The following is a 17,548-nucleotide window of genomic DNA, read 5'->3' on the forward strand; positions in this document are numbered from 1 at the left end:
CTCAGGCATCCGGCAGGGTGAAGACGGTGCAGGGCGCTGCGATCCCACGCAATTTATGATCGCCGAGGGGTAGGAGCGGCGTCGTCGTGACGTTGGCGACGGCGCCTGAGATCAATACGGACCGGCCAAGCGGCCGACACAGGCCTTCCAGGCGGCCGACGAGGTTCACCGCCGCGCCGATGGCGGTGAAATCGAGCCGGTCGGCTGCGCCGATATTGCCCCAGAGAATGTCGCCGAGATGCAGCGCCACGCCGAAGGAGAGCGGCGGCAGACCCTCGGCCTGCCTTGCAGCATCGAGATGCGCCATGCCGGCGCGGGCGGCGGTCACCGCGCGCAAGGCCGCGTCACACGCCTCGGTCGGCGAACCACTGACCGGAAAGATCGCCAGGACGCCGTCGCCGATGAATTTCAGCACCTCGCCGCCGAAGGCGTGGATCGCGCCGGCCACCCGATCGAACCAGGCGTCGAGGGCCGCAATCACCAAAGCGGGCTCCGTTGTTTCGGACAAACCCGTGAAATTGCGAAGATCGGCGTAGAACAATGCGGCGCGAATGGTCTCGCCGGTGCCGCGGGTCAGCTCCCCGGCTCGGACGCGGGCGGCACTGCGACGGCCGAGATAGGCTTCGAGCAGGGCGGCGAGCGCTGCCCGCTCGGCGAGTGCCACCAAGGGAGCGACGGCGAAGCGTGCGACCTGACGAAGCCTAGCGGTTTCTGCCGGGTCGAAAGGCCGGGTTCCGGCCCAGCCGAGCCTCGCCCGGTCCGTCCCCGAACTGGTCGATTGTTCAAGCACCGGCCCGAGACCGGCCAGCCAGTCATGTCCTGCCCGATCGGATACCGCGCCCGCGAAGCCCAGGCTCTCGATCACGACGCCAGTCTCGGCCCGCCATAGCCAGGTGCGGCGGGCGATGATCGGATGCGGCACGGCCAGAGTGAGCGCACCGCCGGCAAGCGGCAGGTCGTCGGCGACAAGCAGGCGTCCAAGCCCGGACAGGAACCGGTCCGGATCGGGCGAGGCGCTCGCTTCATCCACGAGCCAGGCGAGGGGTGCGGACAAATCCATGGCGAAGAGGATAGAGCCGGGGCTCGTTCCGGCAAGGGGCTGGCCTGCAAGGTGGCGCCAAACGGCACGCGGGTCTATGATCGCGGCAGCCCGGGTTCCGTGCTTCACCTCTCCTGAACCGGCGGGCAGGCCAAACAGCAAAGGGAAGACCGATGCAAGAAGCCCTCGTCGTCCGCCGCGAAACGCGTATTCAGGCGCCGCCCGCCGCGGTGTTCGCTCTCCTGACCGATCCGGAAAAGATCCTCCGCTGGATGGGAACGGAGGCCGACACCAAGGCGGAGCCCGGCGGTCTCTATCTCGTCAACGTAACCGGAGCGCGTTTCGCCCGTGGGTCTTTTCGTGAGGTGGTGCCGGTGCATCGGCTCGCCTACAGCTTCGGCTGGGAGGGCAGTGACATCGTCCCGCCCGGCTCCAGCCTGATCGAGATCGACCTGATCGAACAGCCGGATGGAACCTTGCTGCGTCTCACCCACACGGGATTGCCCAATTCCGAGCAATGCGCCGGCCATGCGGAAGGCTGGGCGCATTATCTGGAACGGTTGGGGCAAGTCGCGTCCGGGCGCGATCCCGGGCCCGATCCCTGGCTCGGCCGTGACGGCAGCAGCAGCTGACGACCTCTCCTGATTGCTTAGATCGGCAGGAGCGCATCCGGCTTCACGTCCCCGACCGACGCGTAGGTGTGCGTCTCTCTGACGCCGGGAAGCGGCAATATCACCCGTTCGAGAAAGTCCTGGAATAGCGACATGTCGCCAATCCGCGCCTTTACGAGATAGTCGAAGCCGCCGATCACCATGTGGCATTCGAGAACCTCCGGTGCCTTTGCGATGGCCTCGGAGAACCGCTCGAAGATATGCGGCGCCGTGTGGTCGAGGCGCACCTGAATGAAGACGACGGTTCCCCGGCCGATCTTCTTCGGATCGAGGATTGCTCGCACCGCTTTCACATAACCCTCGCGGAAGAGGCGCTTGACGCGCTGGCTGGTGCCGGTCGGCGAGAGCCCCACCCGGTTCGCCAGTTCAAGCGTCGTGCGCCGGCCGTCTTCCTGGAGCAGCCTCAGCAGGTTGCGATCGATGGTGTCGAGACCTGCAATTTCCTGATTCACGCAAACTGATCCTCGATAGAGTGCATTTCACTCAGATTCTGCGAAATTAATATATTTAGACACGCTCATTCGAGCAATAGCATGCCGCTTCCGCAGTCCGATAACCGTTTCTGGCCGGACCGATCTCGTCGTCATGGAGGCAAGCGTGCGTGTTCTGTTGGTCGAGCAAGAGGCCGGAAGCAAGAGGTTGGCGATCCTGGCGGGCGTGGTCTTCGTTGCGATCACCACTATCCAGTTCGTTGCCGCCCGCTTCAGCCTGCGCGAACATCTGACCGCCGCCGATATCGTCAGTTTGCGGTTTGCGGGCGCTGCTTTCGCCTTCCTGCCGGTGGTTTGGAAGACCGGGGCTGCGAGGCTGAGGGCACTCGGCTGGCGGAAGGCTGGTTTGCTGGCCCTGCTGACGGGGCTACCCTATCCACTGATCATCAATCAGGGGCTCACCCAGGCGCCGGCCGCCCATGCCGCGGCCCTCTCTCCCGCCTTTATCGTCTTCTTTTCGTTCCTGTTCTCGCGCATCGCGTTCAGGGACAGGGTTTCCGGCCAACGGGTGATCGGCATTGCCGTGATCATGGCGGGGCTCGCGCTGTTCGTCTTTCACGCAGGCATCGGTTCCGGCGACACCTTGCGCGGCGATCTTCTTTTTGCAGGTTCGGGCATCATGTTCGCGGTTTATGCGGTGCTAGTGAGGCTCTGGTCGGTCGATGCGGTCACGGCGACCATCGCCGTGGTCTTCTTTTCCTGTCTGCCTCTGCCGCTGCTGCACATCCTGGCGCCGAGCGGGCTCGGGGCCACGTCGCTGGCGGAAATCGCAACGCAGCTGGTGATCCAGGGGTTCCTTGCCGGTGCCGCTGCCGTCGTCCTCTACACCTTCGTGGTGCGCCAGCTTGGGCCGCAGCCGGCTTCGCTGTTCATGCCGTTCATTCCGGTGACCACCGCCTTGGTCGGCATGGTGGCGCTCGGCGAAATACCGGCGCCTCTGCAATTTGCGGCAATCGCGGTCATCGCGTTTGGAATGATCTTCCCGATCCTGATGCGAGCGTAGCGATCTTTTTGGAAGGATGCTCCGGGGTTGCCAGAGAACGCCTACTTCTGTGCCTGCTCGGCGGGCATCGGCTTGACCGGCGCGCCGGGGAAAATCTTCTGCAGGTTTCCCGCGATCACCTGATCGCCCTCCGCAACGCCTGACGTCAGGCCGATGAGGTCGCCGCTTGTCGGGCCGAGGGTGACCAGCCGCTGCTCGACCGTGTCGCCCTTGCCGACGACATAGATGTATTTGCCGAGCTGGCTCGAGCCGAGTGCCGTTTCCGGCACCATCAGCACATTTGGTTCGTCGCGGACTTTCAGCCGCACGCGGACATATTGGCCAGGTAGCAGGGTCAGATCGGTATTGTCGATCGTCACGCGCGCGATGACCGTTCCGGTATTGCCCTCGACCGTATTGTTGATGAAGCTGAGGTCGCCCCGATAGCGCGGCTCCTCGTCGCCGGGAAGAAGCACTTCGGCCTCCACCTTGCCCTTTGCCCGAGCCTTTTGGATGTCGGCGAGTTCCGTTTCGCTCGGGTTGAACGAGACATAGATCGGCGAAAGCTGCACGAGGTTATTGAGGGGCGTTCCGGTGGTATTGCTGACGAGCGTTCCCTCAGAAGCCTGGTTGCGGCCAAGCCGGCCGGCGAAGGGCGCTCGTATTTCGGTGTAGTCGAAGTTGATCTCGGCCGTGCGCACCGCCGCTCGCGACATCGCCAGCGCCGCTTCCGCCTGATGCACGGCGCTCTGGCGCTGGTCGAAACTGTCCTTGTCCAGATAGCCCGTGGTCGCGAGCTCGTTGCCGCGCGTGAGGTTGGACTGAAGATAGGCAAGCGATGCCTGGTCGCGCTCGACCTGGGCCTTCGCCTGATCGAGTTCTGCGCGATAGTCGCGGGCGTCGATCCGGTAGAGAAGGTCGCCTTCCTTCACATCCGAACCGTCGGGAGCCGCCTGCGATTCGATGTAGCCGGTGATCTTGGCGCGAAGCGTGACGTTGCGGATCGCCTCGGTGCGCGCCGAATAGTCGAGATAGATCGGGATCGTCTTCTTGACCACCGCCGCGACCGGAACGGGCATCGCCTGCTGCGGCGGACCCACCGCCGCGCCGGCGTCTCCGCCTTTCAGCTCAAAGCCGCCGTTCTTGTAGTGATAGGCTGCAGCGAGGGCGGCGATCGCGACCGCTGCGGCAAGGACCAGTCTCGAACCACGCATGTCAGGCTCCAATTCCTATTCCGCCGCCTCCGGCTCGCGGCTCTGGCCGAACGGCTTCGAGGACGTACGCTCGCGCCATTGCTCGATGACCGCGTAGAACACCGGGACGAAGATGAGTGTGAGAATGGTCGCTGCCAACATGCCGCCGAAGACGGTGGTGCCGATCGACTGGCGGCTCGCCGCACCCGCGCCTCTGGCATACATCAGCGGCAGCACACCGAGGATGAAGGCAAAGGCCGTCATCAGGATCGGCCGCAGGCGCAGGCGCGCCGCTTCCGCTGCGGCCGCGACCACGTCGAGACCCTCCTCGCGTCGTCGTCTTGCGAACTCGACGATCAGGATGGCGTTCTTGGCGGCAAGTCCTACCAGCATCACGAAACCGATCTGCGAATAGACGTCGATCTGCAGTCCGCGCAGCCATAGCGCCGAAAGCGCCCCCAAAAGCGCGAGCGGCACCGAAAGCAGCACCATAAACGGCATCGACCAGCTTTCGTACTGGGCGGCCAGGATCAGGAAGCAGAAAACGAGCGCGAGCGCAAAGACGAGCGCGGCGATCGAGCCTGCGCGGATCTCCTGATAGGTAATGCCGGTCCACTCGAATGTGTAGTCCCGCGGCAGCGTCGTGCGGGCGACGCGCTCCATCGCCGCCACCGCCTGGCTCGAGCTGAAGCCGGGCGCTGCCGCGCCGTTGATCAGCGCCGAGGGGTAATTGTTGTAGTGCGTGATGGTCTCGGGGCCGACCGTCGGCTTGAAGGTTCCGAGCGTGTTGAGCGGCACCATTTCGCCTTCGGTGTTGCGCACATAGAGGCGGGAAAGATCCGTCGCCGAGGCCCGCGCACCCTGGTCGGCCTGCAGCGTCACGCGGAAGGTGCGGCCGAAGATGTTGAAGTCGTTGACATAGAGCGAGCCGAAATAGATCTGCAGCGTGCTGAAGATGTCCGGCAGGCTCAGGCCCAGCAGCTTCGCCTTGTCGCGGTCGAGGTCATAGTCGAATTGCGGGCTCGAGGTGCTGAAGGTGGTGAAGAGCTGGTAGGGATTGATCTCCGGCTGCTTGCGCGCCTCGGCAATCAGTGCCTGGGTCGCGTCGCTCAGCGCCTGCGCACTGCGCCCGCCGAGATCCTCGACCTGGAATTCGAAGCCGCCTGTCGCGCCGAGCCCCTGGATCGACGGCGGATCGAAGGCAAGCACCAGCGCATCCGGGATCTGCAGCAGTTGCGGCATTACGGCCTCGCGTAGCGCCGAGGCGCCCTGTTCGGGGGGACGTTCGTCCCATGGCTTCAAGACGGCGAACTGCACCGCGGAATTCGACTGGGCGGCAAAGGACAGGAAATTGAAGCCGACGACGGAGCCGACGAAATCGACGCCGGCGGTGCCGCGCAGGATCTCCTCCGATCGCCGCGCAACGGCCTCGGTTCTTTCAAGCGAGGCGCCGTCCGGCAGCTGGATGACGACGAAGAAATAGCCCTGGTCCTCGACCGGCAGGAAGGTCGACGGAATGCGCTGCCACAAGGCATAGGTGGACCCGATCGCGACGAGGAAAAGGGCAAACAGCGCCCAGCGCCAGCGCACGAGCCCCGCGACGCTGCGCGCATAACCGTGCGACAACGCATGGAAGCCCGAATTGAACCAGCGGAAGAGGGCGAAGCGCGGCTCGCCGCGATAGCGAAGGAACGCGGCGCTCAAGGCCGGGCTGAGCGTCAGCGAATTGAAGGCGGAGAACGCGACGGAGATCGCAACCGTCAGAGCGAACTGGTTATAAAGGCTGCCGGCGACGCCCGGAATGAAGGCGACCGGGATGAACACGGCGAGCAGCACGGCTGTCGTGGCAATGATCGGGCCGGTCACCTCCTGCATGGCCTTTTTGGTGGCGGCAAGCGGCGGCAAGCCGGCCTCCAGCTGGCGTTCGACGTTCTCGACGACAACGATCGCGTCGTCGACCACCAGCCCGATGGCAAGCACCATGCCAAGCAGGCTCAGCATGTTGAGCGAGAAGCCGAAGAGATACATGACGACGAGCGTCGCGATCAGCGAGACCGGAATGGCGATCGTCGGAATGATGGTCGTACGCAGGTTCTGCAGGAAGATGAAGACGACGAAAACGACGAGGGCAAGCGCCTCGAGCAGGGTGAAGACCACATCCTTCATCGCCGCCGAGACGAAGCGCGTGGTGTCGTAGAACATGTGATAGGCGATGCCGGCGGGGAAGCGCTGCGACAGCTCGTCCATTTTCGCCTGCACGCGGCTCTGCAGGTCGAGCGCGTTGGAGCCCGGCGCCTGGAAGACGGCAAGCACGACGCTCTCCTTGCCGTTGAAGGTGACCGATGACGAGTAGAGAAGGGCGCCGAGTTCGATGCGTGCGATGTCGCGCAATCTGGTTGTCGCGCCGGTCGTCTGGTCGGCCCGAAGCACGATGTCACCGAACTGCGAGGGATCGCTCAAGCGCCCGAGCGCGTTGATCTGCATCTCGAAGGGCGTGCCTGCTGGCGCCGGCGACTGCCCGATCTTGCCGCCTGCGACCTGGATATTCTGCTCGGCGATGACGTTCTGGACGTCGACGGCGGTGATGCCGAGATTGGCCATGCGATCCGGATCGAGCCAGACGCGCATCGAATAGCGGCGCTCACCGAAAAGCTGCACGTCCCCGACGCCCGGCAGGCGCTTCAGCGGATCGAGAATCTGCAGGTAGGCGTAATTGCTGACCGAGGCGAAATCGACCGAATTGTCCGGCGAATCCAGGCTGACGAGCACGGTGAAATTGGGGATCTGCTTGGCGATGGTGACGCCGGTCTGGTTGACGAGCGCGGGAAGCGACGAGGCCGCCTGGGAGACGCGGTTCTGGACGTCGAGTGCCGCGACGTCGATCGGATAACCCACTTCGAAGGAAATGATGATGCGCGACGAGCCGTCGTTCGAACTCGTCGAGGTCATGTAGAGCATGCCCGGCACGCCGTTGATCTGCTGTTCGAGCGGCGTCGTCACCGTGTCGGCGACCACCTGCGCGCTGGCACCCGGATAATTGGCGGCAACCACGATCTGCGGCGGCGTTACATCGGGAAACTGCGAGATCGGCAGCAGGAAATAGCAGATGCCGCCGGCAAGCGTCATGATGATCGCGATCGCCGATGCGAAGATCGGCCGGTGAATGAAGAAGTCGATCATGGCGGGAACGATCCATCGCAGGCGCCGCTTTCGGGGCGGGCGGCATAGCGGAGCATTTCGAACCTGTGCATGCGCACGCCCGCCGCGCGGACCTTCCGGTCCGCGACGTTCTCCTCAGCTTTCGGCCCATCCAGCATGCGCATCGTAAGGCTCCGGCACGAGATCATGATGGGCCGGATCGACCCAAATCATGAGCGTTATCGAATTTTAAAAGTCTCTGCGGTGTGCGCTCTGGCTAAAAGACGCCTGACGACCGCGCTCACCGACACTGCGCTAGAAAGTTTTCTGCGGTTACCGCCGTCTCCGGAAGGCCTTCGCGGCAAGCGGCGACTCCTCTGTGCCGCGTTGGCGAAAATGTTACTGGTCGGTAACAGCGTTGCATGTTATCGACCAATGACAGGGCGTCAAGGGCAAGATTTTTCACGCCGACCACGCCGGGCCAATGCGATGACAACGGATTTCTGCAAGCCATCCCGTCGTTCGCCGCGCGATCGCATCGTCGAGGCCGCGCGAGACCTCTTTCGCCGGCACGGCATTCGCGGAACCGGCGTCGATGCGATCGCCGATGCCGCCGACAGCAACAAGATGACGCTCTATCGCCATTTCAATTCGAAGGATGAGCTGATCGTCGAATGCCTGCGCCATGCGGGAATGGAGATGGACGACTTCTGGCGAGAGCTGGAAGACGCGTATCCGGGCGACGGGCTAGGGCAGCTCAGGGCCTGGGTTCGGCGGATCGCCGACCATCTCGGTGACGACAAGTGCCAATGCGAAATGATGAGCGCCGCCGTGCAACTGACCGACGAGGATCATCCCGGGCGCTCGGTGATCCGCATGTTCAAGGATGCGCAACGCGACCGCGTCGTGGAACTCTGCCGCAGGGCCGGCGTCGCGGATGCGGAACTGCTTTGCGACACGCTGCTGCTGTTGATCGAGGGCGCGCGCGCCGCTCAGCAAAGCAGCGGTGCCGAAGGGCCGAGCGCCCGTTTTGCGGAGATCGCCGACGCGGCGATCCTGTCCTTTGCCGGCAGCGGTGACGCTTTCAAGTAGCGACCGTTTGCCTATCGCTCGGCCGGCCAGTCTGGGTGATGGCTGTCGATCACAAACACATGGGTGTGTCGGTGACCGCCGCCGACGCGCGTGGCACCTGCGAGATGAGGGTGACCGTCGGCAAGCTCGTGATGGACGTGCTCGATTTCGTCCGGATCTTGCGCCGGCCAGAGCCGGGCCGCCGCGACGATGGCGCCTACAGCGATGAGGCCAAGCGCTGCGAAGGTCGGCGTCAGCCCGGCCGTCGCGCCGAGCCAGCCGGCAAGCGGATAGGTGATCAGCCAGCAGGCATGCGAAAGGGCGAACTGCGCGGCAAAGAGCGCGGGCCTGTCTTCCGGCTGCGCCGAGCGGCGCAGCAGCCGGCCGGATGGTGTCTGTGCCAGCGAATAGCCGAGACCGATGGCGAGCCACAGCGGCAGCAGCGAAACGAAACTTGGGACAAGAGCGCCGATGAACAGGCCGGTGGTGAGGACCGCTGCACCCGAAAACATGGCGACGCGATCGGGTGTCCTGTCGAGCAGGCGGGGCAACAGCAGCGCGGCGATCATCGAGCCGCCGCCAAAGGCGGCGAGTGCGATGGCTGTGTCGGTCTGGGTGAGCCCGAATTTGGCCTGGACCAACACCACGGTGTTGACGATGACCATCGATCCGGCAGCCGAAACCGCGAGGTTGAGCGCGAGCAGTCCCCTGAGCCGCGGCGTTGCCAGGTAGATGCGCAAGCCCCGCGTCGTCCGGTCGTAGATGCCGCGCCGTTCCGTCGCCTTCGGGCTTGGAAGCGCGACTGAGACGACGAGTGCGGCGGAGGCGAGGAAGCCAACAACCGTGCCGGCAAACAGGTTGTGGAAATTGACGACGGTGAGCAGCGCTGCGGCCAGCATCGGGCTTGCGACGCTCTCGAGGTCATAGGCAAGCCGCGAGAGCGACAGGGCGCGTGTGTATTCCCTTTCATCCGGCAGCACATCCGGAATGGTTGCCTGGAACGTGGGGGTAAAGGCGGCCGACGCCGACTGCAGCACGAAGATCAGCACATAAACCTGCCAGATTTCTGTCACGAACGGCAGGAAGAGCGCAACGGCGGCGCGCACCAGATCGAGGCAGACGAGCATCGCGCGACGCGGAAGCCGCTCCGCAAAGGCGGCGGCGATCGGCGCCACGCCGACATAGGCAATCATCTTGATCGCGAATGCCGTGCCCAGGACGGCGCCCGCTTCGGCGCCGGCCAGGTCATAGGCGAGAAGCCCGAGCGCAACGGTCGCAAGACCGGTTCCGACCAGCGCGATCATCTGCGCCAGAAACAGATGGCGGTACGTCCGGTTTGCGAGGATCTGCAGCATGAGGTTTGGGCTCGCTCGGTGGCGGTTGATGTGACGGCGGGTTCGGCCGCTCAGAGATATTTTGTGATCGCCTTGAACTCGTCGATGGAGTGGCGCTGGTCACGCGGAAGCGCACCGATCGTGTCTTCGAGGCAATGATCCAGATGGTCCTGGATCAGGGTTCGCTTCGCCTGGCTGATCGCCTTCTCCACCGCGTGGAGTTGCTGGGCGATGTCGAGGCAGGGGCGGCCGCCCTCGATCATGGCAATGACGCTCTTCAGGTGCCCTTCGGCGCGCTTTAGCCGCTTGACGATCTCGGGATGGGTATCGTGTCTGTGTTCGCTCATGCTCGTAACCTATCCCCCTGGAGGGGATATATCAAGGGATGCTTGCGGAGATAGCGCTGCCCTCAGGCGCGCGTAACGCCTTGGAAGCGCGGGTATCGCCTTGGCGCTATTCAACTCGCGCGAACGTAACGACAAGTGACGTGACTTTCTTCATATTGCATACAATTTGAATTCGGCAATCCTCGGAGATTGAAGCCGAAGAACGCCGATCTGGCTGATAAAGTCCCGCCACTGCATCCACTTTTTCATCAAATGAGCCGTGATGCGGGAGGTTTCTCGCCGATTTTGATGCGCCAGACCCGGTGTCTTTTCACTCAAAGTTCAAAATGCCTACAATCTAAAATACGATATTGACGCAAGATTGCATACATGAGACAGTTATTTTGTCTATACAAAACGGCGTGGAGGCCGGATGTCTAGGCGGGCGCAGGGAGCGCCAAAACGGAGGAGAAAATTCATGTCAGTGAAGAGACGTACGTTCCTGCAAGGGGCGGCCGGCGCTATCGGCTTGGCCATCGCACAGGGTGCCTTGTCGAAGATCGCCTATGCGCAGGGTGCAGCCGGCACGCTCCGGGTCGCCATCGCCAAGCCTGCCGGCAATCTCGATCCGCAGAGCCACTATGCGATCTGGGCGATCCAGGATCTGATGTTCGAACCGCTCGTGAAATACGGCAAGGGCGGCCAGATCGAACCGTGCCTGGCGACCGACTGGAAGATCGAGGACGGTGGAAAAACGCTGTATCTGACGTTGCGCCAGGGCGTCACGTTTCAGGACGGCACCAAGTTCGATGCTGCCTCGTGCAAATGGAATCTCGAGCGCTGGATGGGGCTCGACCAGTTCAGCTGGATGAATTGCTCAAAACACTTCCAGTCGCTTGAGGTGGTCGACGACTACCACGTCACCCTGCATTTCAAGGAGCCGGTTCTCGCGCTGATGCAGGAGCTTTCCTACACCCGGCCGACGCGCTTTCTTTCGCCCAAATCGGTTGGCGCTGATGGCAAGTTCAAGGAGCCTGTGGGCACCGGGCCGTGGCGTCAGATCAGCGCCGACGATACGCAGAGCGTCTTCGAGCATCACGAAGGTTACTGGGGCGAGTTGCCATCCTATGAACGCCTTGAAGCCAAGGTCGTCCCCGATGCACGGTCGCGGGTTGCAGCGCTGCGTGCCGGCGAGCTTGACCTGATCGGCGGCTTCTGGATCGCGCCGCTCACCCCGGAAGAAGGCAAGCAGCTCGAGGCGGCCGGCTTCAATGTCGTCGTCGATCCGGGCAATGTCACGCTGGTGATGGCCTATAATCCGGACCGCGCCGAGGCGCTCAAGGATCCGGCGGTGCGAAGGGCCGTCAGCATCGGCATCGATCGCGCGGCGATCTCCAAGGTGCTCTACCACGGCTACGCCAAGCCCGCCGGCAACATGTTCTCCAGCGCTTTGCCCTATGCTGGAACGCAGAGTGATGCACCGGTTCGCGATGCGGCGGCCGCCTCGGCCCTGCTCGAAAAGGCCGGCTGGACGGGAAGCCCCATAAGGTCCAAGGACGGCAAGCCGCTGACGCTCGAACTGGTCGTCAGCCCGGACGCCGTGCCGGGATCGCGCGTCATTGCCGAAGTCATCCAGTCCGAGATGAAGGAGATCGGCATCGACCTGGTGATCCGTTCGGTCGACCATGCCTCCAAGCACACCGACATGCTGGAGCAGAAGTATGACCTCGGCTTCTTCCTGACCTACGGCGCGCCATACGATCCATTCGGCTCGATCGTGGGGCTGTGCCTGTCGACCTTCCACAATGACGTCGAGGGCAAGCTGGTCACCGATCCGGTTAATCTGGATCCATTGATCAACGCGGCGATGGCGGCAACGGGGGACCAGATTCAGCCGACTATCCAGAAGGTCTACGACTGGCTCAGGGACAACGACGCGATTGCGCCGCTGGTCTACGTGCCGAGCATCTGGGCGCATTCCAAGCGGGTCCACGGCTTTTCGAGCCCGGTCACCGAATACGACATGCCCTACGAAAACGTTCTGCTGGCCGAGTAAGAGGAGGGTACCTTGATCCACTTCATCAGCAAGCGGCTGAAGCATTCCCTGGTCCTTTTGTTCATGGCGTCCCTTGTTTGCTTCACCCTCGTGGTTTCGGCACCCGGTAATGTTGCAGTCTTGATTGCCGAGCTTCGCGGGGCGGTCGCAACACCGGGTTACGTCGAACAGGTTGCCGAAGAGATAGGACTGCATAAGCCATTGCTGATGCGCTACGTGGATTGGCTGGGCGATGCGGTTCGCGGAGATTTCGGCATCTCCTACAGAACGGGAACGAACGTCAGCGCGGACCTCGCGAACCGTATGTTCGTGACGGGAACGCTGATTGCGGGCTCGGCCGTGATCGCCACCCTCATCAGCCTGGCCTTGGGGTTCCTCGGTGCCTTCTGGCCCTACAAATTGCCGGATCGCGTTTCGCGCGGTCTGGCGCTCCTCGGCGCATCGACCCCGACGTTCTTCGTCGGCGCGCTGATGATCTACGCCTTCTCCGTCACCTTCCAGCTCCTGCCATCGTTCGGTTTCAATGGTCCGAAAAGCTGGATCCTGCCATGGCTCACCGTCGCCGTTCTGCCGGCTGCCGTTCTCAGTCGTGTCGTGCGGGTGGGTCTGGAAGAGGCGATGACGAGTCCCTTCGTTCTGACCGCGAAAAGCAAGGGCCTCGGCCGCACCGCCATCTTGTTCCGTGAGGCGTTGCCCAACATCACACCCCTCTTCATCAACGCGCTCGGCACCCAGGTCGGTTTGATGACCGCGACCGCCATCATCGTCGAACCGCTGTTCGCCTGGCAGGGCCTGGGAGATTATTTCCTCGCCGGCGTGCGCTTCCGCGATTTCATGGTGGTGCAGGCGTGCCTGCTCATCTTCCTCACTTTCTTCATCGTGGTGAACCTGATCGTCGATCTGGCCGTCCTGCTGACCGATCCGCGCATTCGTCGCCAATGGAGCTGACCATGAACATGCTCAATCCCATTTTTGCCCGATTGAACAAGATGCCGCGCGCGGCACTGATCACCATCGGCCTATTCGTTGCTCTCGGCACCTTCGCGCCCTGGCTTGCACCCCAGGATCCGAGCACCCAGAGCCTGCTCGATGCCGGACTTGGTCCGTCCGCCGCTCACTGGCTCGGAACCGACCACCTCGGACGCGATACCTTCAGCCGGTTGATCATCGCCGCAAACACTTCGCTCGTCAGCGTGGGCTCGGTTCTCGGCGTCGCCATGACCATCGGCATCCTGCTCGGAACGATCGCCGGCTATCATCGCGGCTGGGTCGATGACCTCTTGATGCGCGTCGTCGATGTCGGTCTCTCCATTCCGAGCCTGATCATCTCGCTCGCCGTCATCGGCATCGTCGGCCCCGGATACTGGACCATGGTGCTGGCACTGGCGCTTGCCTGGTGGCCCATGAGCGGCCGCATCAGCCGGGCCGTCGCCGTCAGCATCATGAGCAAGCCGCATATCGAGGCCTTGCGGGTGCTGGGCGCCAGCCCCTGGCGCATCTACTTCGGTCACCTTCTGCCAGGGACGATCGGTGCGGTGATGGTCTATGCGACGGCAGACGCCGGCACGGCTGCGCTCGCGGTCGCGACGCTGAGCTTCCTCGGCCTCGGCATCCAGCCGCCGACGCCGGAATGGGGGCAGATGCTCGTGGATGCGCTGCCCTATCTCGAATCCGACCCGCGCCAGGTGCTGCTGCCGGGCCTCGCCCTCACAGCCGCCGTCATCGGCTTCAACACGCTCGGGGAATCCATCGCGCTCAACCGCATTCCGAAACCGCTGACACGGCGCATGCTCGCAATCCGTCGGGCCGAGGTCGCAAGCTGGGGCAAGGAGAATTCCGATGCATGACGAACCGCTCCTTGAGGTCAGGAACCTGACGGTCAACCTGCTGACCGCGAAATCGGCAGTACGCCCGGTCGACGGCGTCAGCTATTCGGTCCGGCAAGGCGAATGTCTTGCCATCGTCGGCGAAAGCGGTAGCGGCAAGACGGTGATGAATTTCGCGCCGCTCGGGCTGATGCCAACAGGCGTGACGACGATGCTCTCCGGCTCCGTCAAGCTCGAGGGTCGCGAGCTGATCGGCCTGCCCGAGGCTGAGATCCAGAAACTGCGCGGCAAGTCCGTCGGTTTCATCTTTCAGGACCCGATGAGCGCGCTCAATCCGGTACGCCGGATCGGGCGGCAGATCGCCGAGATGGCCGAACTGCATCTCGACGTGACGCCGAGGGCCGCGGAAGCGCATGCGTTGGAACTTGTAAAACTCGTCGGCATCTCCGACCCGGTGGCACGGCTTCGGCAGTATCCGCACGAGCTCTCCGGCGGCTTGCGGCAACGCATCGTCATTGCCATTGCGCTTGCCGGCGAGCCGAAGCTCCTGATTGCCGACGAGCCGACGACCGCACTCGACGTGACGGTTCAGGCGCAGATCCTGCGGCTGCTCAAGGACGTGCAGCGTCGGCTGAACATGGCGATGGTGCTGATTACCCACGACATGGGCGTGGTCGCGAGTGCAGCCGACAACATCGTCGTCATGTATGCGGCGCGCGCTGCCGAATGCGGTCCGGTGGACAAGGTGCTGGTGAGTCCGCGTCACCCCTACACGCAGGGCCTGATCAACGCGATACCGCGGCGAGAGGACCCAATCGGATCGGAGTTCCGGGGGCTTCCCGGCATTCCGCCGACGCTCGGTGCACCGATCAAAGGCTGCGCTCTTGCGCCGCGCTGCGAACTCGCCGTCCCTGCATGCAGCAACAGCCGCCCTCCGTTGGTCCGGTCGGACGACAGCGCGGTTCTCGTGGCTTGCCCTGTCGTCAATCAAGGAAAGGCTGCCGCATGACACAAGCACCTGTTCTTAAAGTTGAAAACCTGCAGACGCGCTTCAAGAGCGTTCAGCGGGGCAAATTTGTCCATGCCGTCGACGATGTCTCGATCGAACTCTATCCGGGCGAGATCGTCGGGTTGGTCGGCGAATCCGGCTGCGGCAAGTCGACCCTCGGGCGCACCATCGTCGGGCTCGAGAAGGCAAGCAGCGGCCGCGTGCTTCTCGACGGCGTCGATCTCAGCGCTCTCTCCGGGGCCGCCCTGCGCGACAGCCGCCGGGCGCTGCAATACGTCTTCCAGGATCCCTATTCGTCTCTGAACGATCGACAGACCGTGGGCGAGGCGATCGACGAAGCGCTGGTGATCGCCGGTACCCGATCGCCGGAGGAGCGGGATCGCCGCACCAAGGAGCTCCTGGATCAGGTGGGCCTCGCATCCGCGGTCAGGGACCGTCACACGCGCGAGCTCTCGGGCGGTCAGCGCCAGCGCGTGGCGATTGCCAGATCGCTTGCCGTGAACCCGCGCGTGTTGATCTGCGATGAACCGGTGAGCGCGCTCGATCTCTCGATCCGTGCACAGGTGATGAACCTCTTCCTGCGGCTGCAGAAGGATCTGGGCGTGGCATGCCTGTTCATTGCCCATGATCTTGCGCTGGTGCGGCAGGCGGCGTCGCGTGTCTACGTCATGTATCTCGGCAGGATCGTCGAGCATGGCTCGTCAAAGGAGCTTTATGACCGTCCGAGCCACCCCTATTCGCAGATGCTGCTGGCATCGGCGCCCGAGGTGGATCCGCGGATCGAGAAGCACCGCAGGGGACCGTTGATGATCGGCGAAGTTCCCAGTCCGACAAACCCGCCGTCGGGCTGCCGGTTCCGAACCCGTTGCCCTCTTGCCGTCGACGATTGCGCTAAGGCGCTGCCGCCATCCCGGGTGCTTTCGCCGGGGCATACGGCGGCCTGCACTTTCGCCGCGGATCTCCACCGCGGCAATCGAACGGCTCTCGTTCAACAGGAGATGTCGGCGCCATAGAGCCGGGAGCGGCTCGCCTCAGCGGTCCGGACGTTGCCTGCTTCGAATCCCAAGTTCCCTCGCATCCTTTAAGCTGGGGATGCGCGCCTGCCCCGCCATCGAGCGGGGCCTTTTTTTGTTCGGATAGACGTGTGGACCGCACCGCGGTGTCGCGGACGCGATCAACATGGACGCACTAGCACTTTGATTCTAGAGGATCTTATCCGCGTTCTGTGCTTCCACTTGAAGGCGGGATGCTCTAGAGGCGGACAAGCATCTTGTCGGTGTAGCAGCGTCATGACCAAGGTTTTGCCACCGAACCGATTTTGACAATGAGCGCGGCAAGCGTCGCAACGAACAGCACGTAGGCGAGCGCCGCCTGCCAGGCCCCTGCGGGCAGACCAATCAGCAGCAGCGTGTCGTTCCCACCGGGAATGAGTAGTGCACCCAGTCCCATAAGGATGCCCGCAAGCGTTCTCTTGACTATGGTCTTCACTGTCGGCCGCTTCAGCATGAATCCATGCTTCCGAAGTCTTGCGGAAACGAGGCTGCCGCCGAACATGCAGACCGAAATCACGGCTCCCGCGACAGGTATCGAAGCGATCGCTCCGACCGATGCGGTGATTGAGAACCCGGGCGCAAGAAGCGTCAGGACCGTAGAGGTGATGCCGATCGCTCCCATCGCTATCGTCAGCCGCCGGAAGTTTGACTCGGATCTGCGTGAAACGCCGAGCCTCAGAGCCATGATCGCCAACAATGCAAGCGCGAGAAGCGCCGCCTCCAGCGGCGGGGGAGCACTTATCGGCGGCTGATCCGAAAGCAGATCAAACAAGGATTCAATGTAGAGGACCGCATAGATCCCGAGAAACGTGAATGCGAATCCGATTTCGCCATTTCCGATATGCCCAACGGACCCGAACACACAAGCGCCGTTCACATAGCTGCCGATCCCAAGCAAAATGGCTGCGGGAACGAGGTAGCCGAGTGGCGACCAGCCCTCCTGCATCATCGGTGCCGTTTCGAGGATTGCGTAGACGAGGGCCGCCCAGACGGCGCATTCGACCAGAGCGATGAAACGTGCCGGCCTCTTGTCCGATACCAACTCCTTCGTGGCGATGACGGTGCAGATCGATCCACGATTCATGGCGAAGCCGAGAACAAATCCGAGCGCCCCGATCAAGGCCATACTTACCCAGATCTCTAAGCTAGTGGCGACAGGGCCCGTGCCTGATATGTTAAGGAGAAATTCACTCATTCGGCAAACGGACTCGCGTCCTGCTCCAGTTTCGGACACATCCAGCGATTCATATTGATCGCCGTCGCTGACATTTCAGCGACCCCAGCAGTGAGGTTCTCCCGCTCCGGCGGGCGCGCAATTGTGCCTCAAATCTTTTTGGGCGGACAGCACTTCGGTGGTTTC

The 17,548-nt window shown here is 63.1% G+C and carries 15 protein-coding genes; 8 read left to right on the forward strand and 7 right to left on the reverse strand.

The features are described 5' to 3' along the window. Position 1: 1 nt before the first annotated feature. Entirely contained in the window at positions 2 to 1,060 is a 1,059-nt protein-coding gene (locus IB265_RS28605) for an adenylate/guanylate cyclase domain-containing protein (protein WP_192495538.1), read from the reverse strand. A 152-nt stretch (positions 1,061 to 1,212) separates the two neighbouring features. On the opposite strand from IB265_RS28605, the gene IB265_RS28610 reads away from it, so the two are divergent. Next, positions 1,213 to 1,671, forward strand: coding sequence for an SRPBCC domain-containing protein (locus tag IB265_RS28610; RefSeq protein WP_057255354.1), 459 nt, complete (start codon positions 1,213 to 1,215; stop codon positions 1,669 to 1,671). Positions 1,672 to 1,688: 17 nt separating this feature from the next. Here IB265_RS28610 and IB265_RS28615 read toward each other — a convergent pair whose 3' ends face one another. Next, positions 1,689 to 2,162: an Lrp/AsnC family transcriptional regulator gene (locus IB265_RS28615; RefSeq protein ID WP_057255355.1), complete on the reverse strand. Its 474-nt coding sequence runs from the start codon at positions 2,160 to 2,162 to the stop codon at positions 1,689 to 1,691. Between the two features lie 145 nt (positions 2,163 to 2,307). Here IB265_RS28615 and IB265_RS28620 point away from each other — a divergent pair, with 145 nt between their 5' ends. After that, a complete protein-coding gene (locus tag IB265_RS28620; RefSeq protein WP_244495738.1) occupies positions 2,308 to 3,204 on the forward strand; it encodes a DMT family transporter in 897 nt (298 codons plus the stop codon). A 41-nt stretch (positions 3,205 to 3,245) separates the two neighbouring features. Here the strand turns inward: IB265_RS28620 and IB265_RS28625 are convergent, their stop codons facing one another. Together IB265_RS28625 and IB265_RS28630 are read right to left on the reverse strand one after the other, a co-directional pair. Then, positions 3,246 to 4,397 (reverse strand): efflux RND transporter periplasmic adaptor subunit, encoded by a 1,152-nt coding sequence (locus IB265_RS28625; protein ID WP_057255357.1) that lies wholly within the window; start codon positions 4,395 to 4,397, stop codon positions 3,246 to 3,248. A 15-nt stretch (positions 4,398 to 4,412) separates the two neighbouring features. Next, complete coding sequence (locus IB265_RS28630; protein WP_112996444.1) at positions 4,413 to 7,556, reverse strand: efflux RND transporter permease subunit; 3,144 nt, start codon at positions 7,554 to 7,556, stop codon at positions 4,413 to 4,415. A 69-nt stretch (positions 7,557 to 7,625) separates the two neighbouring features. Here IB265_RS28630 and IB265_RS37635 point away from each other — a divergent pair, with 69 nt between their 5' ends. After that, complete coding sequence (locus tag IB265_RS37635) at positions 7,626 to 8,606, forward strand: TetR/AcrR family transcriptional regulator (protein ID WP_309140499.1); 981 nt, start codon at positions 7,626 to 7,628, stop codon at positions 8,604 to 8,606. A gap of 11 nt (positions 8,607 to 8,617) precedes the next feature. Here IB265_RS37635 and IB265_RS28645 read toward each other — a convergent pair whose 3' ends face one another. Next, positions 8,618 to 9,940 (reverse strand): MFS transporter, encoded by a 1,323-nt coding sequence (locus IB265_RS28645; protein WP_192495513.1) that lies wholly within the window; start codon positions 9,938 to 9,940, stop codon positions 8,618 to 8,620. A 50-nt stretch (positions 9,941 to 9,990) separates the two neighbouring features. Continuing rightward, positions 9,991 to 10,266, reverse strand: a complete 276-nt coding sequence (locus IB265_RS28650) for a metal-sensing transcriptional repressor (RefSeq protein ID WP_113736468.1) — start codon at positions 10,264 to 10,266, stop codon at positions 9,991 to 9,993. A 457-nt stretch (positions 10,267 to 10,723) separates the two neighbouring features. Here IB265_RS28650 and IB265_RS28655 point away from each other — a divergent pair, with 457 nt between their 5' ends. Genes IB265_RS28655 through IB265_RS28675 form a run of 5 tightly spaced genes read left to right on the forward strand, consistent with a single transcriptional unit; the run spans position 10,724 to position 16,149 of the window. Continuing rightward, a complete protein-coding gene (locus IB265_RS28655; RefSeq protein WP_112996440.1) occupies positions 10,724 to 12,301 on the forward strand; it encodes a nickel ABC transporter substrate-binding protein in 1,578 nt (525 codons plus the stop codon). A gap of 12 nt (positions 12,302 to 12,313) precedes the next feature. Further along, on the forward strand, positions 12,314 to 13,249 hold the full coding sequence (locus IB265_RS28660) for an ABC transporter permease (protein WP_057255363.1): 936 nt from the start codon (positions 12,314 to 12,316) through the stop codon (positions 13,247 to 13,249). Next, positions 13,240 to 14,148 carry an ABC transporter permease gene (locus tag IB265_RS28665; RefSeq protein ID WP_057255364.1) on the forward strand — a complete coding sequence of 303 codons (909 nt, stop codon included), beginning with the start codon at positions 13,240 to 13,242 and terminating at the stop codon, positions 14,146 to 14,148. Before IB265_RS28660 ends, IB265_RS28665 begins: the two co-directional genes overlap by 10 nt. Continuing rightward, positions 14,141 to 15,136, forward strand: a complete 996-nt coding sequence (locus tag IB265_RS28670) for an ABC transporter ATP-binding protein (RefSeq protein ID WP_192495514.1) — start codon at positions 14,141 to 14,143, stop codon at positions 15,134 to 15,136. The genes IB265_RS28665 and IB265_RS28670 overlap by 8 nt, the downstream gene beginning before the upstream one ends. Beyond that, the gene (locus IB265_RS28675) at positions 15,133 to 16,149 is read left to right on the forward strand and encodes an ABC transporter ATP-binding protein (protein ID WP_058329987.1); all 1,017 of its coding nucleotides are present in this window, start codon (positions 15,133 to 15,135) and stop codon (positions 16,147 to 16,149) included. The genes IB265_RS28670 and IB265_RS28675 overlap by 4 nt, the downstream gene beginning before the upstream one ends. 274 nt (positions 16,150 to 16,423) lie before the next feature. Here IB265_RS28675 and IB265_RS28680 read toward each other — a convergent pair whose 3' ends face one another. Next, positions 16,424 to 17,383, reverse strand: coding sequence for a YeeE/YedE thiosulfate transporter family protein (locus IB265_RS28680; protein ID WP_057255367.1), 960 nt, complete (start codon positions 17,381 to 17,383; stop codon positions 16,424 to 16,426). Positions 17,384 to 17,548 lie beyond the last annotated feature (165 nt).

The organism is Ensifer sp. ENS10, from assembly GCF_014852025.1.
Taxonomy (GTDB): domain Bacteria; phylum Pseudomonadota; class Alphaproteobacteria; order Rhizobiales; family Rhizobiaceae; genus Ensifer.